The organism is Arthrobacter sp. Y3221159, assembly GCF_059089885.1.
Genome location: NZ_JBNHFC010000006.1, coordinates 135325 through 158066 on the forward strand (window position 1 = coordinate 135325; position 22742 = coordinate 158066).

The following is a 22742-nucleotide window of genomic DNA, read 5'->3' on the forward strand; positions in this document are numbered from 1 at the left end:
GATTTTCATGATCGATCTTGCCTCTCTGTTTTTTCGAGTCCCTCCCGCGCGGCCTCAGAAGCCGGTTGATGCACGGGAGAGTTATGTTGCGGGGGATTCCCCGGTGATGTGCTGCGGGCGGTGAGCCGGCGGTTTAGACGGCGGATCACCCGTGGAAGGCTCACCAGTCCATGGGGCAACAGGAAGAGCACCGCGAGGAGAATCGCGCCCTGGCTGATGGTGGTCAGGTTGGGATCGATGGCGTTCGTCAACTGGGGAACGAAAACGTAGTAGGCGCCACCAATAAGCGCACCAATGATGCTGCCCGCGCCGCCGATGACCATCGCGGCGACGAGACCGATGGAGTGGCCGAAACTGAGGGTCTCGGGCGAGGTGTACTGCACGGCCGCGAGGTAAAGGAAGCCACTCGCCCCACCAAATATGGAGGCGACTGTGAACGCGAGCACCTTGGTACGGTACGGCGAGATACCCATGGACGCGGCAACGGCTTCGTTCTCCCGCACCACCGTGAAGGCACGGCCGTACTTGCCGCGCACGAGGTTGCGGCCCAGCAGGAACGCGGCGACGGTGACCACCAGCACGATGTAGTACTGCCACTGGTCGTTATAGAGCCCTGACCAGTCGGGAGCGTCCGTAAAGCGGGCCGAGATGCCCTGCGAGCCCCCCGTGAACTCGTCGAGCCGCTTGGCCAGGGGAACACCCACGATCGGCAAAGCGATGGTGACCATGGCGATTGCGAGGCCACCGAGCCGGGCTGCCGCCAGCGCCACAAGCAGCCCGACAAGGCCCGGCACGACGCAGGCCGCAATGAACACCAGCATGATATTCCAGTCCGCCTTGACGCCGTAGGCGGTCACATAAGCGCCGAGCCCGAGGAAAAAGATCTGCCCGAGGTTCACTTGCCCTGTGTAGCCCATCACGATGTTCAGCCCCAGTACTGCGACGGCATAAACGCCAATGCGCACGAGCGTTTGGTTCGTGAATGCCGGGAGGATGAGCGGGGCAATGATCAGCGCGATGGCCACCACTGCTATAAGGATGATGCGGATGGATCCCTTCGCAAAGATTGAGGACAGCGTACGCATCAGACCCTCACCACGACCTTCCGCCCGAACAGGCCTTGGGGTCGGATGACCAGGATGACGAAGATCAGTACAAACGGCACTGCGATCTTGAGGTCATGGCCCACGAGCGGCACGTAAACGGCCACCAAGTTCTCCAGGACCCCAATGGCCCACGCCGCAATAACACATCCGATCGGGCTGCTCAGGCCTCCCAAAATCACCGCTGCGAGCGCGTAGACCAGCGCTGTGTCAAGCATGCCCGGGGTGAGGGTCAGCTGCGGGGCAACGAGGACGCCGGCGATCGCGCCCAGAACCGCGGCCAGGCCCCAGCCCACCATCAGCAGCCTGCCGACAGGCAGGCCTGAAAAAGCAGCGGAGGCCGGGTTATCTGCGACAGCCCGGAGCGCGAGTCCAAGCTTGGTGCCCAGGAAGAGCACCTGCAGAAGCACCATGATCGCCAGGATCGTGACCGTTGTGGCGATGGACCGGACACTCACCACCGCGCCAAAGATCTCCACACCGGTTAGCGGGAAAAGCGACTCGAACGGCAGGTTGTTGTAGCCCCAAAAAACAGCGGAGATACCGGTGACCAGGGTGAGCAAGCCAATGGTTACCACCACCGCAGTATGGGTATCGCCCCCCTCGAACCTGCGGATGAGAAACCGCTCAATTACTGCCCCGATGAGGAACGAAACCACCACTGCGATGAGGATGGCGACGACGAGGGGCAGGCCGAGCCGCGTAAGGGCGTAGGCGATGTAGGCGGACAGCACGGCCATGCCGCCTTGGGCGAAGTTGATCAGGCCGGTCGCCTGGTTCACCAGCACGATAGCGAGGGCCAAAGCAGCGTAGATGGAGCCGGTCGAGAGCCCGTCCACCACCAGTTGGATGAAGGTGCCCATATGGTTCAGCCCCCCAAGTAAGCACGGCGGATCTCGTCCATGCCTCTAAGTTCGGTGGAAGATCCGGTCAGCACGTTGCGTCCAGTTTCAAGCACGGTGGCAGTGTCCACCAGCGAGAACGCCAGATTTGCGTTCTGCTCCACCACCACCATGGCAATGCCGGACTCGAGCCGCAGCCGCCTGATCGCCTGGTACACCGCTTTTGAGGTGCTCGGGGCAAGTCCGAGGGATGCTTCGTCGAGCAACAGCAACTTGGGCCGGGCCATAAATGCCCTGGCTACGGCGAGCATCTGCTGCTCGCCCCCCGAGAGTGACGCCGCCCGCGAACCGACGCGGTCCTGCAACTGCGGGAACAGGTCAAGGCAATAATCGATATCGCCAGAGATCGCTGCCCGGTCCTTGCGCAGGTAGGCCCCCACCAGAAGGTTCTCCCGAACGCTTAGCTGGCCGAGGGTTCCGCGGCCCTCCGGAACGTGGGCGACCCCCAGCGCCGCCACCTGGTCAGGGCGCAGGCCGCGGATATCGCGTCCCTCGAACCTGATCCGTCCGCTGGTGCGCACCGTGCCGCTGATGGCGCGCAGCGTCGTCGTTTTGCCCGCCCCGTTTGCGCCCAGTATCCCGACTGACCCGCCCTCCGGCACGGTGAGATCCACCCCGTCCAGTACCTGCACGGGCCCGTAGGCCGCTGTCACGCCGGCAAGTTCAAGCAGCGCCATCCACCGCGTCCTTTCCTATATAGGCCTCGATGACACGGGGGTCGGACTGGGCTTCGGCGGCGGTGCCCTCCATGAGCTTGCGCCCGTGGTCCAGCACCACCACCCGGTCGGTGAGCGCGGAGATAAGCCCCATGTGATGCTCGACGATGACGATCGTGACGTCCTGCTCGGCGCGGAGCCGCTTCACGGTCTTGATAAATTGCTCCACCTCAGCATGGGACAGCCCGGCGGCAGGCTCATCGAGCAGCAGCAGCGAGGGGTGGGAGAGCAAGGCACGCCACAACTCGATGCCCTTGTGTAGTCCGTGGGCGAGTTCGTCGGCGGGCAGGTGGGCGGCCCAGCCCAACCCTGCGTGGTCAAGGAGCTCAAGCGCTTCCTCGCGCATCCCGCGCTCAGCACGGGCGGTGTAGGGCAACCGCGATGCCCAGGAAACAGGTCCGCCAGGAAGCCTGGTGTGCCCGCCAAGAAGCACGTTCTGCAGGACTGTGGCATGCAACAGCAGGGCCGGATGCTGGAAGGTACGGGCGAGCCCAAGGCGCGCAAGGCGGAACGGTGCATGTCCCAGGACCTCGGTGCCATCGATGGTGATGGAACCGGAACTGGGCCTGTAGTGGCCGCTGATGCAGTTGAAGAGGGAGGTCTTGCCGGCGCCGTTGGGTCCTACGAGCCCGAAGATGACGCCCGGCTCCACGTCGAAGCTCACTTCCTGCAGGACCTTGACGCCGCCGAAGTGCAAGTTCACGTCGTTGAGGCTCAGGCTTGCGGCCACCCTGTACCTTCCTGTCGCGTCATTGCTCCGGGCGGCGCGATCCGTCACGACCGCTCGAGACCGACGCTACGGATCGAATACTTAATTGTCAACGATTTTGAAGCGAACGTTAGCCAACCTCAATCATGGCGCGCGGTAACCGCTCCTGGCGTAGTCCGAGAAGGGCGCCGGAGCCACGGTGGCACGGATTTCGACCTGTCGGTGGCGCTCCACCTGCCCCTTGCGGGAGTTGGGTTCCTCCCCCCAGACCACCACCACTTCCGTTCCGGTCTGCGCATGTGCCACGTCGAGCGTTGCCAGTGATAGAAAGACCTGCTCGTTGGCGAGGTAGCCGACGTCGAACGAGATGCCGATGGTCTCGCCGTCCTTTAGGATCCTGTCGGTCTGGTAGAGCGCGTAGCGTGATTTGGGCAGCTCAATGTACTTGGCCGGAAGGCCCTCACCCAGGATCGACCCGAGGGCTGCAGCGACGTCCTCGTTGTTCCACACCAGCGTTACTTTGGTGCGGCGCTGGTTTTCCGAGTGACGCTGAAGCGCTTCCTTTCCGAGGAATTCGTGGTCGAAGGACACGGAGCGGCCCAGTCCAATGTCATAGGGCGTGACGTAGTAGTCGGCTACATCGGTCGAGTAGAAGCTGCCTCCCAGCGAGCCCGCCTTCGACAGGTCGAGCCAATCGCGGTATTCCCTGAGCTCGGGCTGGAAGATGGCGGGCGGCGGGGACGGCACCCAGCCGGACCCAAGGTTGGCTGAGGAATAACCCTTCGCGCCGACCTGCGTGATGCCGAATTCCTGGCCGTCGGCCAGCAGTTTGGCATGCACCGCCGCGGCATCGGCCCAGGGACCCCACAGTTCGAAGCCCGGCTGCCCCGCCATGCCGTGGCGCAGTACACCCACCCGGCGCCCCTCGATCTCCACCTCGCCCATGTGGAAGAACTTCAGTTCCGGTGCCGGCTTGCCCGTGACCTTCTCGATGATGGCAAGCGCGTTGGGTCCCTGTAGTTCGTACCGGAAGAGCTTGGGATCGCCCTTGCGGATCAGTGAATGGTCGTCGCGGTCGAGGGTGACATCCCAGTCGCCGGTGGAGATGTTGTATTCAACCCAATCGCTCAGCATGGGAAGCGCCACCAGGTCGAACGAGTTTTCGCCGAGGTGGAAGAGGATGCCGTCGCCAATCAGGTAGCCGTCCTGATTGACTGCGACCAGTTGCTTCGCCCGGCCCACGCGGTAGGCGGCGGCGGAGTTTGTGCCGATCCAGGTGAAGAACTTCGTGGCGTCGGGACCGGTGACAAAGAGGTCTGCCATGTGGTGCGACTGGTCAAGCAGGGCACATGAGTCACGCCAGGAAGCCTGTTCGCTTCGCCAGTTGGTGAATTCAGGCGTCACCGGAAACGTGAACGGCCTGGACTTTGCATTACGCAACACTTCTACGGCGCTGCCGCCCTGCTGGTCGATAGCGGACTGCAGGCTCTGCTTTGTCATGATCATTCCTTCATGGGATGTGTTGGGCCGGCGGCACAACCTAGCCGCCGGCCACCGACTGGATCACCAGGACCTCCTGGCCCGGCGCCACCTCCGTTTCCAGCCCCTGCAGGCGACGTACCTCGTCGCCGTCCACATAGATATTCACGAAGCGGCGCAGGGCACCCGTCTCGTCGCGGAGCCGCCTGGCGAGTACCGCATAGTTTGATGTCACCGCATCGAGCAGCTCTCCCACCGTCACCGGCCCGTCGGAGGGCGCAGTCAGTACGGACTGCCCACCGGCGAGAGGCTGCAGGACGCTTGGCAGGACAACTGCGATGTCAGGCACCCGCCATCACTGCCGCCCGGACACACAGCACATCGGGCAGGTGTGTCGCTACTTCCGTGAAGGTCTCACCCTCGTTCGCGCTGGCATAGACAGCGCCGCCGCGCGTGCCGAAGTACACGCCCGCGGGTTCCGCCGTGTCAACCCAGGCGGCGTCGCGCAGCACGCTGTTGTATTCGCCGGTGGGCAGGCCGGACGCCAGCCGCTTCCAGGTGGAGCCGGCATCGTCAGTGCGGTGCACCGCCAGTTCGCCATCGGGCGGAATGCGTTCGCCGTCCGCCTTCAGCGGCACCACCCAGGCCGTCCCGCCGCGCCGGGGGTGGGTGAGCATCACGAACCCGAAGTCTGCGGGCAGGCCCTCCGCAATGGAGGTCCAGGTGTCGGCATTGTCGTCCGTGCGGTAGACGCCGTGATGGTTCTGGGCATAGAGACGGCCGTCAACGGCAGGATCCGCAGCGATCTTGTGAACGCACTGGCCGAATTCAGGGTTGGGGTCGGGCAGAAAGTAGGCTGAGATTCCCTTGTTGCGGGGCTCCCAGGAGGTGCCGCCGTCCACCGACCGGTAAACACCCCCGGTGCTCATGGCCACGTGGACAGTGTCGCCGGCGGGATGGACCACGATGGAATGGGCCGCCGCACCACCGTAGCCGGCACCCCACTCGCTTCGGTGCGGGTGGTCCCAGAGCCCCCGGTTCAATTCGAAATGTTCGCCGCCGTCGGTGGATTTCCACACGGAGATGGGCTCCGCACCGGCCCAGACCACCCCCGGCCGGGATTCGGCATCCGGATAAATCTGCCACACGCGCTCTACCGCCGCACCGGTGTCCTCCGGAAACTTGATGGCCCCCTGCTCCGGCTCGGACCAGGTGGCGCCGAGATCGTCGGAATGGGCAACCGTGGGTCCCCAGTGTTCATTCCGGACACCAACCATGATCCGGGTGCGCCCCTTGCGGGTATCGATCCCGATGCTGGGGATCTCGCTCATCAGGAAATGGGGGCCGGTGAAGGACCAGTTGCGCCTGTCCCGGCTGGTAGCCAGCCAGAGTCCTTTTTTGGTCCCGATCGCTACGACATAACTCTCTGCGGATGCCATGCCCCCATGCAACCATCGCTGCGGGCGGCCCGCAACGGTTATGTGGTAGCAGGAGTTCCCGGCCGCCCCTGCGCTAGTCGACAAACTCCGACTGGGTCTCTATGAAGTCCCAGTCGGCGTCGCTGAGCACTCCTGCCGGGTTGTCGGGGTGCGGTCCGCCCGCCTCCGCGATGCCCTGGAGCACGGGAAGGGGCAGTTCCTCGGCACGCAGGTTCTCCCGCAGCCACTCCTTGGTGTCGAGGTCCAGGTCCAGCCACCACATGTAGATTTCCATGACGTCCACACACCTTTCGTATGCTTCAACGTTAGGCGCGGGGCAAACCGCGGACAAGGGAGCATCACGGAGTGGGCCGCTTCGCGCCGCAGAACAAGTAGTACTCCCCCGTTTCCGCGTAGGAGCAGGTATCGCCGCACGTCAGCGGCGCGCAAAGTCGAGTACCTCCTACTCGCGACCCGCCCCCGCCGCCGCTCCTAGCCTGAAACCTCAAGCAAGCTGACCGTGCTGCTGGGGCACAAGGCGTCAACGCTGGCACTCCCCGCGCGCATGGACCGCTACATATCACTGGGGAGAAAAAATGAAACGCACTTTAGCCACTTTGGGGGTGGCAGGGCTGGGCCTGATTGGCCTCACTGCCCCTGCCCTGGCCGCATCGGACAGGGTCGTCGTCTGCCACGACGAGGGCGGAGCCTGGACTCCGCTGGAGTTTGATGCCAACGGGATCGGCGGCCACCGCCAGCACGCGGACGACATCATCCCGCCGACGCCGAAAATGCCTGAGGGACTGAATTGGACCAATTCGGGAAAAATCGCCTACATCGCCAATTGCGCCCCGTTGCCGCCGGGCGAAACACCGCCGGTCTACCCGCCGGTCGACGTGGACCCGCCGGTCATCATTGACCCGGTCGTGGTGCCTCCCGTCGTAGTTGACCCGGTCGTCGACCCACCCGTCGTCGTTGACCCGGTCGTAGAGCAGCCGGTGGTGGCGCCGCCGGTCGAACAAACCGTCGTGGTGCCGCCTGCCGAGCAGCCGGTGGTCCACCCGCCGGCGGCCCCCGAGGTGGTTGTTCCTCCGGCCGCGGCGCCTGCTGCTGGTGCGCCGGTGGTTCCCGCGCAACCTGCCGCCGCCACGCCGCAGGTGCCGGCACCGACCGGTGCTGCCGCCACCGCTACCGCTACCACCAACCTCGGCACCAACAAGGGCTACAACGCACAGACGGCCGTTGGCGGGGCTGAATACTCCCCCGCCTGGGTCGCCGGATTGGGCGCACTGCTGGCAGCAGGAGCCGCAGTGGCCGTACGCCGCAGGTCCGACGCCACCGCAGCAGGCTAAGCCCGCGGCCCGAGCCGCTTTCCGCGGCCACTGACAAGGAAGGCGTCCCGCCAGTGCCCGGCGGGGCGCCTTCCTTCCCATCATCCCCCGCCAGGTGAGGAGTACAGATGTCCCAGGAACGCAGCCGGCACGCGGCCCGGACCGGCCGCCGGTGGCGCCGCTGGGACCGCGGCGACCTCGCCATCCTCCTGTCCGGAATCCTGGCATTCCTGGCCATTACGTTCGGCGGCCCTTTGCTCCACCAGCCGCAGCCGGCCGCCGTCGAAAGCGTTGAAACGGCAACCCTTGCACCGGCAACCACCGCACCGCTGGCACCCAGCACTCGGGATATACAAAGCCCGCCGACGGCGCCCACCGCGGCTGCCCCGCCGTCATCCGCCTCCGCCCTGCCGGAGGCGGCGGCTCCGGTGCGCATCCGGTACGGGGCGGCAGGTTTTGACGTGCCGGTACACCCGCTGGACCTCGACGGCGCCGCGCAGGACAGCGGGACCATCGTGCCGCCGGAAACCAAGGACGGCTACTGGCTGGTTCCGTTCGGGACTCCCGGGGAGGGCTCAGCCAACACGACGTACGTGATCGGCCACAGCTGGGATGGAGCGGAGGCCCCGTTTAACCACTTGAGCTCGGCCTCGCGGGTGGGTGACCGCTTTGAGGTGGACACCGCCGCGGGAACCCTGCCCTACCAGGTGGACAGCGTGACGACGTACGTGAAGTCCAGCTTGAAGGACAGCCCCATCTGGGACATCGTGCCCAACCGGCTGGTCCTCATCTCCTGCTACACGGAGGACCCGTGGGGCAAGAACGTGGTGATAACGGCCTCACCTGCGCTTATGTGATCCGGCAGGACCTGTTCAAGGCAGTTGCCCGGGCGCACAATGAGCTATGACATCGGAACGGTTCAGTGGAACTGCCCCCCTGCTGGTGGGAATCATGCCCAAGCAGCATCCGGAAGTCCTGCAGACCGCGGCCACCCTGGCCGCACGGCTGGGTACGCCCCTGGTGTGCGCGTATGTGGACGAGGCCAGCTACCTGGTGGAGTGGGACCCTGCCCGCTCGGCCCACCGCCTGTCGCTTCATCCGGACGCCGACGACGAGGACATCCGGACCCTCACGGCGGAACTGAAGGCAGACATCCAGTCAGCCGTGGACAAGGTGCCGCCCGGCAGCGGCGTGGTGGACTGGACACTCCGCACCCTTGCCGGTGATCCCGCCCGTGCACTGGGCCGGCTGGCGGCCGAAGCCAACGTTCCGATCATTGTTGTGGGCACGTCCGAACGCGGCTTCTCGCACCGGCTTTCAGAGGCACTGAATGGTTCCGTGGGAGCATGGCTGACCCACCACCAGAGCAAGCCCGTCCTGGTGGTGCCTTACCGGATGCCGGCGCACGAGGACAGGCCATGACCCGTCCGCGGGCAGCCGACAGGGGACGGAAACGGCACGCTGAAAATAAAGCGAAAGTAGTTATTCGCGGTGCTGGCGGACGCCAATACCAGCCAGTAAGCTGATTCAAGCAGACCGATCCACGCAGGTGGACACCGGTTTTGCCCAAGAGCTGCTCCGGAGTGCGTATCCCCCAATAACGCACTCCGGAGCTTTTTTGTGCCCTGCTCTGGGATGTCCCTTTATACCCCTAGGGGGTACTTGATTTGATACCCCTCAGGGGTATACGGTGGATTCATGAACTCCTTTGAAGAGGCAACCGCCGGGTCCGCAGTGCAGCACGTGCCGGAACACGGGTACACGGGAAACAAGGACGCCTACCTCCGCCGGCTCAAGCGCATTGAAGGCCAGGTTCGCGGCATTGCGCGGATGGTGGATGAGGACAAATACTGCATCGACATCCTCACCCAGGTTTCCGCCGTGACCAAAGCCCTGCACGCCGTGAGCCTGGGACTGGTGGAGGAGCACATCGGCCACTGCGTGGTGGGGGCCGCCGCGGAACCCGACCCGGAAGCGCGCGCCGAAGCCATCGATGCAAAGGTCAAGGAAGCGGCCGACGCCATCGGCCGGCTGCTTCGCTAAACCCCAACTGCACCCATTGCCGGCCACCGCCGGCCAAACCATCAGGAGACAGCCATGAGCACCACCTCCCCCACCATCACAACCGTCAACGTTTCCGGCATGACCTGCGGCCACTGCGTCTCCGCGGTCAGCGAAGAACTCGAGGCCCTCGCGGGGGTGGAGGCCGTGGACGTCGAACTCAGCCCCGGCGGCATTTCCACCGTGACCATCACGTCCACGCAAAAGCTGTCACCCTCGGAAATCGGCGAAGCAGTGGCGGAGGCCGGGTACCTGGTCGTCGCCAACGAAGCCTGAAGGGCCAACGGGGACAAAACATGAGTCACCAGGATCTGCTCCGCCCGCCGGACACCCGCGTGGTGGAACTCGAGATCGAGGGCATGACCTGCGCCTCCTGCGTCAACCGCGTGGAGAAGAAGCTCGGCAAGCTCGAGGGCGTGGAGGCAACAGTCAACCTCCCGCTCGAATCGGCCCACGTCACGGTGCCCCCAGGGATCAGTGATGAGCAGCTGGTGGACACCGTCAACGCAGCCGGGTACAAGGCAACGCTGCGGCACGCCCCAGCGCCGGACCCCATTGCGCCGGACGGCAGCGAAAGCGGGGAGGCGGCGCAACCCGCTGGCGCCTTCGTCGAACATGACCATCTGGCCCATGGCGGAACTGCCGGGCAGCTGAAACCCCGCCTTCTTGTGGCGGCTGTCCTGACGCTGCCAGTGTTCCTGGTGTCGATGGTTCCGGCATTCCAGTTCGCCAACTGGGGCTGGGTTGCTGCCGCGCTGGCACTGCCGGTGGTGACCTGGGCCGCCTGGCCGTTCCACCGGGCCGCGGCCATCAACGCGCGGCACTTCGCGTCCACCATGGACACCCTGGTATCCCTTGGCGTGGCCGCGGCGTACTTGTTCTCCGCCTGGCAGCTCGCGGCCGACCCCCGCATGACCGAACACCCCGGCATGGAGGGGATGGAAACCGGCGGCCTCTACTTCGAGGTGGCGGCGGTGGTCACCACCTTCCTGCTCCTGGGCAGGTGCCTGGAGGCGAATGCCAAGAAGAAGGCAGGCGATGCCCTGCAGGCGCTCCTCAACCTCGGCGCCAAGGACGCCACCATCCTTCACGAAGGCGCGGAGCAGAGGATCCCCGCGGACCGTCTGCAGGTGGGCCACATCCTGGTGGTCCGCCCGGGCGAGAAGATCGCCACCGACGGTGTAGTTGTGGAGGGCAGCTCAGCGGTGGACGCCTCCCTGGTCACCGGCGAGTCCGTTCCTGTGGAAGTGGGACCCGGTTCGGCCGTCACCGGCGCCACCATCAACACCTCCGGAAGGCTGCTGGTCAAGGCGGCAAGGGTCGGCTCCGAAACCACCCTGGCACACATGGCCCGCCTGGTGTCGCAGGCGCAGACGGGCAAGGCGCCCATCGCCCGGCTGGCGGACCGCATCAGCGCTGTCTTCGTGCCGGTGGTCCTGGCCATTGCGGCGGCCACTTTCGTGCTGTGGCTCCTATTCTCCGGCCCGGACGTGGCGGGCGGCGAGGTGCGCCCCGCCTTCACGGCCGCCGTCGCGGTCCTGGTCATTGCCTGCCCCTGCGCGCTGGGCCTGGCCACGCCGGTTGGCCTGCTGACAGGCACCGGCCGCGGAGCGCAACTGGGCATCCTGATCAAGGGCCCGCAGGTCCTCGAGGACACCCGCACTGTGGACACCATCCTGCTCGACAAGACCGGGACGGTGACCACCGGAGTCCTTGCCGTGGACGCCACCGCGGCCTTCGGCGGCTTCACGGAGGACGATGTGCTCCGGCTGGCCGGAGCGGTGGAGGCGGCGTCCGAGCACCCCGTAGCGCACGCCATCGCCGCAGCGGCAAGGGAGGCCATGCACGACGGCGCCGCCCTGCCTGCCGTCCAGGCCTTCCGTTCCGCGCCCGGCGGCGGAGTCCTGGGCACCGTGGAGGGCAGGCTGGTGGTGGCCGGCCGCACGGGGTGGCTTGAGGACAACGGCATTTCACTTGCAGAAGGGCAGCAGGGGGTGCTGGCGGCGGCCGAGGCGGGCGGCGCCACGGCCATCTGGGTTGCCGTGGACGGTGCCCCGGCCGGCGTGATCAGCCTGCGGGACACCGTCAAGGAAGGGTCCGCCGCGGCTGTTGCCAGGCTGAAGCACCTGGGGCTGCGGCCCATCCTGCTGACCGGTGACAATGCCGCCGTGGCCGCCCAGGTGGCCGCCGCCGTCGGCATTGATGCAGCGGACGTCTATGCGGGCGTTCTGCCGGAAGGAAAGGTGGAGGCGGTCCGCCGGCTGCAGGCCGGCGGGGCAACGGTGGCCATGGCCGGCGACGGCGTCAACGACGCTGCGGCCCTGGCGCAGGCGGACCTGGGGATTGCCATGGGCTCCGGTACCGACGTGGCCATCGAGGCCGCGGACCTGACCGTCATGGGCAACGACCTCGCCCAGGTGGCCCAGGCCATCGAGCTTTCGCGGAAGACCCTGTCGACGATCAAGACGAACCTGTTCTGGGCCTTCTTCTACAACGCCGTTGGGATTCCGGTGGCCGCGCTGGGGCTGCTCAATCCCATGATCGCCGGCGCCGCGATGGCTGCGAGCTCAGTCCTGGTGGTGGCCAACTCGCTGCGGCTGCGCAGCTTCGGCAAGTAACCTGCCGGCCGGCCGCCGGGAAACCAGGGCGGCTCAGGCCGCGCCGTACCGGACGGCGGCACGGGCCTTTGCCTTGGCAGCCTCAGTGTCCCGGTCCTTGGGCGGAGCCTGCGTCACCAGCGAATCGAGGAGGTGTTGGGTGATGTGGGCGATCTCGTGGACCGCCTCATCGAAGGCTGCCTGGTTGGCCTTCGAGGGCTTGGTGCTGCCGCTGATCTTGCGCACGTACTGCAGGGCGGCGGCGTGCACTTCCTCGGAGGTGGCGTGCGGCTCGAAGTTGTGGAGGGTTCGGATATTCCGGCACATAAGGCCATGCTAGGCTCTGGAGCGCCTGGGATCGACCCCTTCCGTACGGGGTGGCGGGCGTCCGTCCATGGGGAGTCCGGCATGGGCAGGGGTGCCCATCGACACTGTTTGAGCGGCCGGGATAGGTTCTAGGCAATGGATCTTCCGGATGAGCCGGGAGGCCGGGGGATGCCGACCCATATTCGGATCCACTAACCAAGAGGAGAAACTGATGGCTATTTGGGGTGCAGACGTTGAGCAGCTTCGCCAGCTCGGCAGCAAGCTTCAGGCAGGTGCGTCCGAGATCGAGACGCAGAAGTCCACTCTCACCAAGGTTCTGAGCAGCACCAACTGGGAGGGCCCGGACGCGGAGAAGTTCCGGAACGAGTGGTCCGGAACCCACACCGCCATGCTGACCAAGGTTGCCGAGGCACTCAAGGATGCCGGCAGCCAGGCCAAGCGGAACGCTGAAGAGCAGAGCCAGGCTTCCCGCTAACCTTCCGGTCGCGAAGGCTTTGCAGCAGGGCCCGGACACCACACGGTGTCCGGGCCCTACCGTTTAAGCCTTGGCTGCCGGCTGCTGCTGCCCGGCCTAGGGGACGGGTTCGACGTCGTTCGCGTGCTCCAGCGGGGACGGCGCCTTCGGTTCGGCTTCCTTGCCAGGCCCTGCTGCCGTTTCCGCGGCCGGGGCGCGCAGTTCATCGAGCCGCACCAGGATGACGCCGCCTACGATCAGCACACCGCCCAGCAGCTGGATGGCACCCGGCAGTTCGCCCAGCAGCAGCCAGGCCCAGACCACCGCGAAAAGAACCTCGGTGAGCGAGACGAAGGACGCCACCTTGGAACCCAGGGCCCGGGCAGCCACGATGCCGGAGACATAGGCGAGGACTGTCGCCAGGACCACCAGGCCCGCGAGGGAAACCCACCACGGGGCAACCCACCCCCCGAGCTTCGTGTCCGCTGTGCTGAAGGTCATGGGCAGCAGGCCGGTTGCACCGGCCAGCCACATGACCGCTGCCCCCACCATCAGGCCGCCCGAGGCCAGCACGATCGGGGGCAGGGTGTCGTTCTCCCTGGCGGTGATGAAGAAGTACATGGCCAGGCAGACCGCTGCGGCAATCCCCCAAAGGACGCCCACGGGATCCACCTTCACCGCGCCGGTGAGGTCCAGGACCAGCACCAGGCCGGCCAGGGAGAGCAGGGTACCGCCGAGCGTCAGCGCCCGCGGCCGCCTCCGGCTGGCGGCCCAGAGCCACAGCACAATCAGGACGGGCGCCAGATACTCCAGGAGCAGGGCGACGCCCACGGACAGGCGGGCCACCGCATTGAAGTAGAACAACTGGCATGCTGCCACCCCGATCAGGCCAAACAAGAGGATGGTCAGCCAGTTGTCCCGCAGCTGGTGCCAGCGTCCGCGCAGGGCAAGGACGGCCGGGATGGCGAGGATCAGGGCGGCGCCGGTCAGCCGGAGCGTCACGGCCGCTCCCGTGGACCAGCCGGTTTCCAGCAGTGCTTTGGCGAACGAGCCGGAGGTTCCGAAGACTGCGGAGGAAAACAGCGCGATGCCAAGTCCGGACGCCAGGAATCCCCGGCCGGCCACCTGGGCCACACGGCTCTGGGGTTGGTTGTTGGCGGCAGGCACCGTTGCCTCCTGTCAGGAGTAAAGTGGGGTATTGGTCATGACAGTACCCGTCTGCGCTGTAAGGAGTCAAGATGGTTTTTGCCCCTGACACTGAGGTGGCGCTGCGCTCCGTGGTGGACCTCATCAATTCAGCGGCGAACGGCCGGGAGGAGCTGGCCAGCCAGGCGGACCTTGACGCCTTTCTGGAAGCCGAGGGATTTACCGGATCAAGGACCAGGGACGCCGCGGAACTGGACAGCGTCCGCGCACTGCGCCGGGAACTCGCCGGGCTCTGGGCCGCGGATGAGGAGACGGCGGTGGGCATTGTGAACCGGTTGCTGCGCTCGGCCAACGCCCTGCCGCAGCTGGTCAAGCACGACGGCTGGGACTGGCACCTGCATGCCGCTGCGCCCGAAGCCCCGCTGGCTGACCGGATGAGCACGGAAGCGGCCATGGCTCTCGCGGACGTGATCCGCGGCAAGGAGATGGACCGGCTGCGCACGTGCGAGGCGGAAGACTGCGACGCCGTTGTCCTTGACCTCACCCGGAACAGGTCCAAGCGCTACTGCGATACCGGGAACTGCGCCAACCGTGCACACGTGGCCGCCTACCGGGCACGGCAGGCGGCAGCGGGCTGACCAGGCGGAAAGCCTGCCCGCAGGCGGGTCAGCGCTCCGCTGGTCCTTCAGGGCCGGCGTCGGAAGCGGGCGGATTGGAGACACCCGGAGCGCCGAAGCCATGGGAGGACTTCTTGGCTGAGCTGAGGTTGATGCCGGATCCCTTACCCAGGTGCTCGGCGTTTTCCTTGTAGCTCATTGAAAGCATGGCTGCGATGACGAGGGTGACGATGAAGGCGATGCCGGCGCCGGTGAAGGCGAGGTCGAAGCGGGGCGTCTTGGCACTGCCTCCTGAGGCGAAGATCAGTACCGCCATGAAGGTGACGACGGCCCAGAACGCGGAGAACATCAGCGGCCCCTTCACCGAGGTCCGCAGCCTGCGCGGTTTTCCTGGATGCTGGTCTGCCACTGTAAGTCCTCCCTGCAGGCGGCATGCCGGCCGTCCTGGTTTAGGTGATGTGCTGGTGCGCCCGGCCCAATTTTCTACGAGAAGTAGAACCGCGCCCTCCTAGTTTACGGCTTGGGGGCGCCGGTCCGGGCATCGTGCCGGAGCGTCAGGCCGGAGAGCACCCACAACACGCCGGAAATGATGGCGCCGCCTCCAGCCACCCCCAGCAGGGCGTGGGCGCCAAGGCTGATGAAGAAGGGCAGGACGGCGGCGGTTCCGAGACCAATAATGCCGGACGCGATCCAGTCCCGGGCCAGGACGTGCCGGCCGCGGTGGCGGAGGCCGCACCACAGCTCAAGCGCCCCGGCGGCGCCCAGGCCAAGGGCCGCTACGACGGCGAACAGCAGGTCGCCGTGCAGCAGCACCAGCGCGAAACCGGCACCGGTCAGCACCGAGCCCGCGGCGGAGAGCAGTTTGCCGGGCACGGCCTCCCGCGGGAATCCCGTGGCCGGCGCACCCCAAAGGGTTACCACGCCGGTGGCCAGCAGGTACAACCCGCCGGCCCAGCCCATGACTTCAATGGAGGGCGAGGGCCAGAAGATGGTCACGGCACCGAACACCAGCGCAGCCGCCGAGCGGAGCAGGACCGGCTTCCAGAGGTCGGACCGGGGAGCGGCTTTGGGAGCGGCGCCTGCGGGGGTAAGTGGTTGCGTCACCGGACCAGTTTAGTGGGGAGCGCTTCGCCGTGTATCGAGGGTGGGCGCAACAGTCAGGCCGAGCCCAGGACCATCCACCGGTCCGCCCCGGCGCGGAGGCCCAAAGTCACTGCCCGGGCGGCCATATAACCCACTGCGAAGGCGGCCCAAAGCCAGCCCAGGCCCGCCACCCCGGCGGCGCCGGACCAGGCGACGGCGGCCAGCAGGGGCAGATAGACGGCGAGGTTCACCAGTCCGGCCAGCGCCAGGTACCTGGCATCCCCGGCGCCAATCAGCACACCATCCAGGACGAAGACATACCCGGCAACGGGCTGGCCGGCGGCAAGGATCCACAGGGCAACAGCCAGGACGGACTGCACCTCCCGGTCGGCCGTAAAGAGTGCCCCCACCCAGGGCGCCGCCGCCGCCAGCAGCAGGCCGGTCAGCACGCCGAAGCCGATGCCCCAGCGGATCATCGTCCGCGTGAGCGCACGCGCCTTGGCGGCATTCGCCGCCCCCAGCTCCTTGCCGATCAGTGCCTGGGCGGCAATTGCCAGCGCATCCAGGGCAAAAGCCAGGAACGAAAAGATTGTCATCGCCAGCTGGTGCGCCGCAAGGTTCACGGCGCCCTGCCCGGTCACCACCAGCACCGTCACCAGGATGGCTGCGCGCAGGCTCAGGGTGCGCAGCATGAGCCACGACCCCACCCTGGTCATGCTCCGGATTCCCCGCCAGCTGGGGAGGAGGCTGACGCCGTGCCGGACGGCGTTGCGCCGGACCATTGCCACATACACGAAGGCCATGGCCCACTGCGCCAGGCTGGTCCCGACCGCGGAGCCGGTGACCGACAAGCCGAGACCGTAGACCAGCCACAGGTTCAGGACAATGTTTATTCCGAAGCCGGCGGTGGCAACCACCAGCGGCGTCCGCGTGTCCTGCAGGCCACGGAGGACACCGGTCCCGGCAAAGACCAGGAGCATGGCCACCAGTCCCGGCATGGACCAGCGCAGGTAATCCACGGCGAAGGTGCGGACTTCCCCCTCCGCGCCCATCAGCCCGATCAGCGGCTCAGCTGCCGCGAAGCCGGCCACCGCAAGGACGACGCCTAGCAGCAGTGCCAGCCAGACGCCGTCGCGCCCCGCCGCCAAGGCTTTACCCAGCTGCCCCTCGCCGATGGCACGTGCCACCGCCGGGGTTGTTGAGTAGGCCAGGAACACCATGAGCCCGACGGCGGTGTGCAGCACGGCCGATGCCAGTCCGACCCCGGCCAGCTGCTCCACCCCCAGGTGCCCCACGATGGCCGAGTCCGCGAGCAGGAACAGGGGTTCGGCCACCAGCGCGCCGAAGGCGGGGACGGCGAGGCGGAGGATTTCCCGGCCGTGGCTCCGGCGGGCTGCCACGCGAAGGGGAGTTGATGGTTGGGGCACCGTGCCAGCTTAACGGGGAGACCCCTGGCCGCGCCTTGGGATAGACATTCATGACAAAGTTCACACTTCAGGCAGGATAGTTGACACTTCAACTATCTCTGCTGAAGACTGGAAGGCATGAACCAGTCCCGCCTTACCACCACCGCCCTCACCGCCCTGCGCATCGTCCTTGGCTTCCTCTTTGCAGCCCACGGCTGGCAGAAGTTCTCCGAGTGGACCATCGCCGGCACCCAGGCCTCCTTCGCCAAGATGGGCGTGCCCGCGGCGGAGATCGCGGCCCCGGCGGTAGCCGTCCTCGAACTCGCCGGCGGCATTGCCCTCATCCTGGGCATCCTCACCCGGGTCGTTGCCGCACTCCTGGCCCTCGACATGCTGGGCGCCCTCTTCCTGGTCCACGCTTCCGCAGGTGTCTTCGCTGCCAACGGCGGCTACGAACTGGTGCTGCTGTTGGCCGCAGCAGCCTTCGCGCTGGCGCTTACCGGTGCCGGCCGCCTCTCGGTGGACCGGGCTCTCTTCGGCCGCAACAACTCCAGGCTGGCCGTCCTGGCCTAAATAGGAACCAGGAAGGCTAACGCCCGACGGCGGCCGCGCACCCAGGTGCCTCGGCCGCCGTCGGGCATTTAACCACCAAGCCGGGCATCATTGGCCAACAAGTTCGAACAGCAAATATCATTTCCGTCCGGGAAAGATCGGGAAAACGCTTGCCTTGCCGCGCGGCAAGCTGATAGACCATGGTGAGTGCAGCGTGCGAGCTGCATCACCCGCACCCAGGTCTCAGCCTCTTTACCCGGCTCCCCCTTCGGGATCCACCCTCAAATGCAACGTGCACCCTCTGGAGCGCACTGCTTTTGAATCGTTCCAACCGACCAGGCTGCGTTGCTACCGCTCATCGAAGGAGATGTCCGTGAACCAACCCCCGCAACCTATCCTCCAAACCCTGGAAGGCCCGCCACGGCGACGACGCCTTGCCGCTTCCGGCGCCAAGGCCGCCACCGCAGCCATCGCCTCGGCTGCCATAGCCTTCACCGGCCTCCCCGCTGTCCATGCGAACACCGCCCTGCCGCCTGTGGGAAGCGGGTTCAAGTTCGACTTCGGTCCCGGGGCAACGGCGGCCGGCTATACGCATGTGGATGCCGGCACGCAGTACTCCGCAGCAGGAAAGTTCGGCTTTGCGGACACTGCCGCCACCTCCGGCGCGGACCGCGGCACTGGCGACGCCCTCCGTTCCGACTTCGTGCTGGCCCAGGGCAGCACCTTCCTCGTGGACCTTCCGAACGGCGATTACACGGTCAAGCTGATAGCCGGCGACGCCGTGGAAGCAACCAACATCGCCATCACAGCGGAGAAAATGGCCAAGGTCCAGCTCACGGACAAGCCTGCCGGCCAGTACCTGGAGATGGAGTTCCCCATTTCACTGGTGGACGGCCAGCTGAACCTCGACTTCAGCGGCAGCGCGGCCAAAATCAACTCGCTGGTCATCGCCGCGCGGGCCCCCCGCACCGCCACCAGCGATCCCGGCGTCTACCTTGCTGGCGACTCGACGGTCCAGACCTACGATCCCGGCTACGTCCCGCAGGCGGGCTGGGGCCAGATGATCGACCGCTACTTCGACGGCGCCGTGACCTTCCGAAACCACGCCATCGGCGGCAGGAGCTCGAAGAACTTCATCAGCCAGGGACGCCTGGACGAAATCCTCCGCGTCATCAACCCCGGCGACTACCTGATGGTCCAGTTCGGCCACAATGACGCCACCATCGGCGTGGATGACCGGTATGCGTCTCCCGCCGACTACAAGGAATACCTCCGCACCTACGTCCATGGCGCCCGCCAGCGCGGTGCAACCCCCATCCTGGTGACGCCGGTGGGCCGCCGCGACTACGACGAGGCCACGGGCAAATTCCGCGTCAGCTTCCCCGAATACGTTGCCAAGATGCAGGAGCTTGCAGCCGAGGAAAACGTGGCCCTGGTGGACCTCTCCGCCTCAAGCCGTGCGTACTACGACCAGATCGGCCCCGAGGACACCAAGTCCGTCTTCCTCCATGTTGATGCCGGCGTATACCCCAACCGGCCCACTGGCACTGTGGACAACACCCACTTCCAGGAATATGGCGCCATCCAGATCGCCCGCCTGGTCGCCGGCGGCGTGAAGAGCCTGAACCTGCCCCTGGCCACGCGCGTCCGGGAGGTGGCGCCGCCGTCGTCCGTTCCCGCAAAGCCGCTGGGACTGGTGGCGGGCAGCATCTCCAATGCCGGGGCACTGCTCAAATGGCAGCCGGTGGAAGGTGCCGACATCTACAAGGTGTACCGCAAGCTGGCCGACGAACCCGACAGCTCGTACCAGCTCACCACCACCGCCACCGTTCCCACCGCCAACCTGGCCGGACTTGCCGAAGGCACGGCCTACAGCGTCCGGGTGGCCGCGATGAACGGCAAGGGCCTGTCTGAGCCCAGCGACGCACTGGCCCTGACCACCAAAAAGGCGAAGTACAAGTTCGACTTCGGCCCGGTGGGGGCACCGGTGGAAGCAGGCTACACCGAGGTGAACCGGACCATTGCCTACACCCCGGAGCGGACGTTCGGCTTCAAGGACACCTCCGTCCTCAGCGACCGCGACCGAGGTGCCGTGACCAGCAACCTCCTCCGGGACTTCGTCCTGAGCGGCAGTAGCTTTGAGTTCCGGCTGGACGTCCCCAACGGCACCTACGCCCTGAAGACGTACCACAGCGACTGGATCGGCTCCACCCGGACGGACGTTGCTGCCGAAGGCATCCCGTTCGGGCAGGTATCCTCCGGTAGGGAATCCTCCGCCACCAAGATCATCAACCAGGTCCTGGTCTCTGACGGGCAGCTGAACCTGGCCATCAGCGGCTCGGGCCAGCGGCTCAACGGCCTCGAGGTCACCCCGCTGCTGGTCGGGCCCACCAACCTGCGCACCACTGCAGTGAACGCCGCCGCAGACCCCGCCACCGTGGACCTTGCCTGGGATCCGGTGGCCGACGCCGCGAGCTACAAGGTGTTCCGGCAGGCCTCCTTCGAGACCGAGCCCCAGCTGGTGGCTGAAAACGTGGCGGCTCCGGCCTTCCAGGACACCACCGCCTTCCCGGGGCTCTCCTACAAGTACTTCGTGACCGCCCTGGACAGCACCGGCCTTGAGTCGGTCCGCTCCAACACCGCGGAGACCGCGCTGGTTGATCCGGCCACCCCGGTCCCGGCTGCCACCGCCAAGGTGGACATCAAGGCAGTGGAGAAGACCAGCGTCACCCTCAAATGGCAGAAGGTGGCCGACGCCGCCGCCTACCAGATCTACCGCTCCACCTCGCCGGACGGGCCCTTCGAGTACGTCGGCCGCGCGTCCGAGGTGAACTTCACGGACTACACCGTGCTGACCACCATCAGGTACTACTACCGGGTGACCACCGTCAACAAGGGCGGCGAGTCGCTCCCCTCCCCCGTGATCGGCACGGAAAAGGTCACGGTGGTCAACCGGCAGATGGAGCAGATTGACCGTGCTCCCGTGGCACTCCTGACCGAGGGCGGTGTACGGGTGGGCTGGCGCATGCTGGGCCTGGACCCGGAGCAGATTGGGTTCCACGTGATCCGCGATGGCGTGCAGCTCACCGAGGAGCCCATCCGCAACAGCACCACCTTCCTTGACCCGGCCGGGACGGCCGCTTCCCGCTACGCCATCAAGGCCGTTGGCGCCGGTGGGGACCAGCTGACCGCGGAGTTCACGCCGCTGGCGCAGGACTACCTTGCCGTGAAGCTTGACAAACCGGCTGACGACTACACCAAAGACGGGCAGCCCTACACCTACTCCGCCGGTGACGCGAGCGTCGCGGACCTGGACGGGGACGGCACGTACGAAATCATCCAGATGTGGTCCCCGTCCAATTCCAAGGACAACTCGCAGGCGGGCTACACCGGCACGGTCTACGTGGACGCCTACCGGATGGACGGCACCAGGCTCTGGCGGATCAACATGGGACCGAACATCCGTGCCGGGGCGCACTACACCCAGCTCCTGGCGTACGACTTCGACGGCGACGGCAAGGCCGAAGTGGCCATGAAGACCGCGGACGGAACGCGTGACGGCGCCGGAACGGTCATCGGCAACGGCGGCGCCGACTACCGGAACAGCAGCGGCTATGTGCTCACCGGCCCGGAGTTCCTCACCGTCTTCCATGGCGCCACCGGCACCGTGATGGACACCGTGGCCTACGACCCGCCGCGCGGGGATGTGGGGGCATGGGGCGATACCTACGGCAACCGCGTGGACCGGTTCCTGGGTGCCGTGGCCTACCTGGACGGCGAACGCCCGTCCATGATGTTCAGCCGCGGCTACTACACCCGCGCAGTCTTGGCCGCCTACGACCTTGTGGGCGGCAAGATCACCAAACGCTGGATCTTCGACTCTGACGCCAGCGGGGCGCAGTACCGCGGACAGGGCAACCACAATATGTCCGTTGCCGACGTGGACGCGGACGGCAAGGACGAGTTCGTCTTCGGTTCCATGACCATCGACGACAACGGCAAGCCGCTCTACACCACCGGCCTGGGCCACGGCGACGCCATCCACACCAGCGATTTCGACCCGTCCCGCCCGGGGCTGGAGACCTTTGCAGCCCACGAGGACATGGGATCCAGCGGCAACCGGGGCGCCACCTTCCGCGACTCGAAGACCGGCACTGTCCTGTGGAGCATTCCTGCGGTCAAGGACACCGGTCGGGCTGCAATGGGCGACATCGATCCCCGCCACCCCGGCGCCGAGGGCTGGGCTATTGGCGGGGACGCCGCGTGGAATTCCCCCGTCGGCCAGCTCCGCTCCGCCAGGGGTGAGCTGATTGCCGAAAAGATTCCTGCGGCCAACTTCCTGGCCTGGTGGGACGGCGACCTGCTCCGTGAGATCGTCGACCACGACTGGGACGCCACCACAAGCACCGGAACGCCCAGCGTCGCCAAGTGGAACTGGCAGGCCGCAACAAGCGAACGGCTGCTGACCGCAACGGGTGCAAAGTCGAACAACAGCACCAAGGGCACGCCTGCCATCCAGGCCGACCTGCTGGGTGACTGGCGCGAGGAAATCGCCTGGCCTTCAGCTGACAGCACCGAATTGCGGATCTACACCACCACGGCGGGCACGGACATCCGGCTCCGGACCCTGATGCACGATCCGGTGTACCGCCTGTCCGTGGCGCGGGAGAACATCTCCTACAACCAGCCGCCGCACCCGGGCTTCTTCATCGGTGAAGGAATGGGTCTTCCTGCCCAGCCGGACATCGTGTACACCCACGCCGGCTAGGGGGTTCCGCGACGCTGCCCCGTCCGCCTTTCCGGCGGGCGGGGCAGCGTCGTGTTTCGCCCCCAACCCGCCG

Annotated in this window: 23 protein-coding genes; 10 read left to right on the forward strand and 13 right to left on the reverse strand. The window is 66.4% G+C overall.

Annotated elements, in window-relative coordinates:
• Positions 1-5: 5 nt before the first annotated feature.
• The 8 genes from AC5RT3_RS08285 to AC5RT3_RS08320 form a co-directional block, all read right to left on the reverse strand.
• Complete coding sequence (locus tag AC5RT3_RS08285) at positions 6-1085, reverse strand: branched-chain amino acid ABC transporter permease (protein WP_494011465.1); 1080 nt, start codon at positions 1083-1085, stop codon at positions 6-8.
• Positions 1085-1966, reverse strand: a complete 882-nt coding sequence (locus AC5RT3_RS08290; protein ID WP_494011464.1) for a branched-chain amino acid ABC transporter permease — start codon at positions 1964-1966, stop codon at positions 1085-1087. The genes AC5RT3_RS08285 and AC5RT3_RS08290 overlap by 1 nt, the downstream gene beginning before the upstream one ends.
• A gap of 5 nt (positions 1967-1971) precedes the next feature.
• A complete protein-coding gene (locus tag AC5RT3_RS08295; RefSeq protein WP_494011463.1) occupies positions 1972-2682 on the reverse strand; it encodes an ABC transporter ATP-binding protein in 711 nt (236 codons plus the stop codon).
• Positions 2669-3451 carry an ABC transporter ATP-binding protein gene (locus tag AC5RT3_RS08300; protein ID WP_494123958.1) on the reverse strand — a complete coding sequence of 261 codons (783 nt, stop codon included), beginning with the start codon at positions 3449-3451 and terminating at the stop codon, positions 2669-2671. Before AC5RT3_RS08300 ends, AC5RT3_RS08295 begins: the two co-directional genes overlap by 14 nt.
• A gap of 123 nt (positions 3452-3574) precedes the next feature.
• A complete protein-coding gene (locus tag AC5RT3_RS08305) occupies positions 3575-4930 on the reverse strand; it encodes an aminomethyl transferase family protein (protein ID WP_494051951.1) in 1356 nt (451 codons plus the stop codon).
• A gap of 40 nt (positions 4931-4970) precedes the next feature.
• Positions 4971-5258: a MoaD/ThiS family protein gene (locus AC5RT3_RS08310; RefSeq protein ID WP_494011460.1), complete on the reverse strand. Its 288-nt coding sequence runs from the start codon at positions 5256-5258 to the stop codon at positions 4971-4973.
• Positions 5251-6348, reverse strand: a complete 1098-nt coding sequence (locus AC5RT3_RS08315; RefSeq protein WP_494123959.1) for a WD40/YVTN/BNR-like repeat-containing protein — start codon at positions 6346-6348, stop codon at positions 5251-5253. The genes AC5RT3_RS08310 and AC5RT3_RS08315 overlap by 8 nt, the downstream gene beginning before the upstream one ends.
• A 73-nt stretch (positions 6349-6421) precedes the next feature.
• Positions 6422-6622, reverse strand: a complete 201-nt coding sequence (locus AC5RT3_RS08320; RefSeq protein ID WP_494011586.1) for a hypothetical protein — start codon at positions 6620-6622, stop codon at positions 6422-6424.
• A 301-nt stretch (positions 6623-6923) separates the two neighbouring features.
• Here AC5RT3_RS08320 and AC5RT3_RS08325 point away from each other — a divergent pair, with 301 nt between their 5' ends.
• From AC5RT3_RS08325 to AC5RT3_RS08350, 6 genes are all read left to right on the forward strand, one after another.
• Positions 6924-7679 carry a hypothetical protein gene (locus AC5RT3_RS08325; RefSeq protein WP_494123960.1) on the forward strand — a complete coding sequence of 252 codons (756 nt, stop codon included), beginning with the start codon at positions 6924-6926 and terminating at the stop codon, positions 7677-7679.
• A gap of 107 nt (positions 7680-7786) precedes the next feature.
• Positions 7787-8515 (forward strand): class F sortase, encoded by a 729-nt coding sequence (locus AC5RT3_RS08330; protein ID WP_494123961.1) that lies wholly within the window; start codon positions 7787-7789, stop codon positions 8513-8515.
• A 46-nt stretch (positions 8516-8561) separates the two neighbouring features.
• The gene (locus tag AC5RT3_RS08335) at positions 8562-9080 is read left to right on the forward strand and encodes a universal stress protein (protein WP_494051955.1); all 519 of its coding nucleotides are present in this window, start codon (positions 8562-8564) and stop codon (positions 9078-9080) included.
• A 276-nt stretch (positions 9081-9356) separates the two neighbouring features.
• Positions 9357-9701 carry a metal-sensitive transcriptional regulator gene (locus AC5RT3_RS08340; RefSeq protein WP_494051956.1) on the forward strand — a complete coding sequence of 115 codons (345 nt, stop codon included), beginning with the start codon at positions 9357-9359 and terminating at the stop codon, positions 9699-9701.
• A gap of 54 nt (positions 9702-9755) precedes the next feature.
• Positions 9756-9995: a heavy-metal-associated domain-containing protein gene (locus tag AC5RT3_RS08345; protein WP_494051957.1), complete on the forward strand. Its 240-nt coding sequence runs from the start codon at positions 9756-9758 to the stop codon at positions 9993-9995.
• Between the two features lie 20 nt (positions 9996-10015).
• Positions 10016-12337 (forward strand): heavy metal translocating P-type ATPase, encoded by a 2322-nt coding sequence (locus AC5RT3_RS08350; RefSeq protein ID WP_494123962.1) that lies wholly within the window; start codon positions 10016-10018, stop codon positions 12335-12337.
• Between the two features lie 33 nt (positions 12338-12370).
• On the opposite strand, the gene AC5RT3_RS08355 is transcribed toward AC5RT3_RS08350, so the two are convergent.
• Complete coding sequence (locus AC5RT3_RS08355; protein WP_494051959.1) at positions 12371-12643, reverse strand: DUF2277 domain-containing protein; 273 nt, start codon at positions 12641-12643, stop codon at positions 12371-12373.
• A gap of 211 nt (positions 12644-12854) precedes the next feature.
• Between AC5RT3_RS08355 and AC5RT3_RS08360 the strand changes: the two genes are divergently transcribed.
• A complete protein-coding gene (locus tag AC5RT3_RS08360; RefSeq protein ID WP_494011451.1) occupies positions 12855-13118 on the forward strand; it encodes a WXG100 family type VII secretion target in 264 nt (87 codons plus the stop codon).
• A gap of 96 nt (positions 13119-13214) precedes the next feature.
• Here the strand turns inward: AC5RT3_RS08360 and AC5RT3_RS08365 are convergent, their stop codons facing one another.
• Positions 13215-14264: an EamA family transporter gene (locus AC5RT3_RS08365; protein ID WP_494123963.1), complete on the reverse strand. Its 1050-nt coding sequence runs from the start codon at positions 14262-14264 to the stop codon at positions 13215-13217.
• A gap of 71 nt (positions 14265-14335) precedes the next feature.
• Between AC5RT3_RS08365 and AC5RT3_RS08370 the strand changes: the two genes are divergently transcribed.
• Positions 14336-14881, forward strand: coding sequence for a CGNR zinc finger domain-containing protein (locus AC5RT3_RS08370; protein ID WP_494123964.1), 546 nt, complete (start codon positions 14336-14338; stop codon positions 14879-14881).
• A gap of 28 nt (positions 14882-14909) precedes the next feature.
• Here the strand turns inward: AC5RT3_RS08370 and AC5RT3_RS08375 are convergent, their stop codons facing one another.
• The 3 genes from AC5RT3_RS08375 to AC5RT3_RS08385 form a co-directional block, all read right to left on the reverse strand.
• Positions 14910-15269: a hypothetical protein gene (locus AC5RT3_RS08375; RefSeq protein ID WP_494123965.1), complete on the reverse strand. Its 360-nt coding sequence runs from the start codon at positions 15267-15269 to the stop codon at positions 14910-14912.
• Positions 15270-15373: 104 nt separating this feature from the next.
• Positions 15374-15964 (reverse strand): hypothetical protein, encoded by a 591-nt coding sequence (locus AC5RT3_RS08380; RefSeq protein WP_494123966.1) that lies wholly within the window; start codon positions 15962-15964, stop codon positions 15374-15376.
• 53 nt (positions 15965-16017) lie between these two features.
• Entirely contained in the window at positions 16018-17370 is a 1353-nt protein-coding gene (locus AC5RT3_RS08385; protein ID WP_494051963.1) for an MATE family efflux transporter, read from the reverse strand.
• Positions 17371-17487: 117 nt separating this feature from the next.
• On the opposite strand from AC5RT3_RS08385, the gene AC5RT3_RS08390 reads away from it, so the two are divergent.
• Both AC5RT3_RS08390 and AC5RT3_RS08395 read left to right on the forward strand, forming a co-directional pair.
• Positions 17488-17922: a DoxX family protein gene (locus AC5RT3_RS08390; RefSeq protein ID WP_494051964.1), complete on the forward strand. Its 435-nt coding sequence runs from the start codon at positions 17488-17490 to the stop codon at positions 17920-17922.
• Positions 17923-18268: 346 nt separating this feature from the next.
• Positions 18269-22669: a rhamnogalacturonan lyase family protein gene (locus AC5RT3_RS08395; protein ID WP_494123967.1), complete on the forward strand. Its 4401-nt coding sequence runs from the start codon at positions 18269-18271 to the stop codon at positions 22667-22669.
• Positions 22670-22742: the final 73 nt, after the last annotated feature.

Excerpts from the sequence above, each read along its gene's own strand:
- AC5RT3_RS08285 (WP_494011465.1), bottom strand. The coding sequence starts at position 1,085 with ATGCGTACGCTGTCCTCAATCTTTGCGAAGGGATCCATCCGCATCATC.
- AC5RT3_RS08290 (WP_494011464.1), bottom strand. The coding sequence starts at position 1,966 with ATGGGCACCTTCATCCAACTGGTGGTGGACGGGCTCTCGACCGGCTCC.
- AC5RT3_RS08295 (WP_494011463.1), bottom strand. The coding sequence starts at position 2,682 with ATGGCGCTGCTTGAACTTGCCGGCGTGACAGCGGCCTACGGGCCCGTG.
- AC5RT3_RS08305 (WP_494051951.1), bottom strand. The coding sequence starts at position 4,930 with ATGACAAAGCAGAGCCTGCAGTCCGCTATCGACCAGCAGGGCGGCAGC.
- AC5RT3_RS08315 (WP_494123959.1), bottom strand. The coding sequence starts at position 6,348 with ATGGCATCCGCAGAGAGTTATGTCGTAGCGATCGGGACCAAAAAAGGA.
- AC5RT3_RS08320 (WP_494011586.1), bottom strand. The coding sequence starts at position 6,622 with ATGGAAATCTACATGTGGTGGCTGGACCTGGACCTCGACACCAAGGAG.
- AC5RT3_RS08325 (WP_494123960.1), top strand. The coding sequence starts at position 6,924 with ATGAAACGCACTTTAGCCACTTTGGGGGTGGCAGGGCTGGGCCTGATT.
- AC5RT3_RS08330 (WP_494123961.1), top strand. The coding sequence starts at position 7,787 with ATGTCCCAGGAACGCAGCCGGCACGCGGCCCGGACCGGCCGCCGGTGG.
- AC5RT3_RS08335 (WP_494051955.1), top strand. The coding sequence starts at position 8,562 with ATGACATCGGAACGGTTCAGTGGAACTGCCCCCCTGCTGGTGGGAATC.
- AC5RT3_RS08340 (WP_494051956.1), top strand. The coding sequence starts at position 9,357 with ATGAACTCCTTTGAAGAGGCAACCGCCGGGTCCGCAGTGCAGCACGTG.
- AC5RT3_RS08345 (WP_494051957.1), top strand. The coding sequence starts at position 9,756 with ATGAGCACCACCTCCCCCACCATCACAACCGTCAACGTTTCCGGCATG.
- AC5RT3_RS08350 (WP_494123962.1), top strand. The coding sequence starts at position 10,016 with ATGAGTCACCAGGATCTGCTCCGCCCGCCGGACACCCGCGTGGTGGAA.
- AC5RT3_RS08355 (WP_494051959.1), bottom strand. The coding sequence starts at position 12,643 with ATGTGCCGGAATATCCGAACCCTCCACAACTTCGAGCCGCACGCCACC.
- AC5RT3_RS08360 (WP_494011451.1), top strand. The coding sequence starts at position 12,855 with ATGGCTATTTGGGGTGCAGACGTTGAGCAGCTTCGCCAGCTCGGCAGC.
- AC5RT3_RS08370 (WP_494123964.1), top strand. The coding sequence starts at position 14,336 with ATGGTTTTTGCCCCTGACACTGAGGTGGCGCTGCGCTCCGTGGTGGAC.
- AC5RT3_RS08390 (WP_494051964.1), top strand. The coding sequence starts at position 17,488 with ATGAACCAGTCCCGCCTTACCACCACCGCCCTCACCGCCCTGCGCATC.
- AC5RT3_RS08395 (WP_494123967.1), top strand. The coding sequence starts at position 18,269 with ATGTCCGTGAACCAACCCCCGCAACCTATCCTCCAAACCCTGGAAGGC.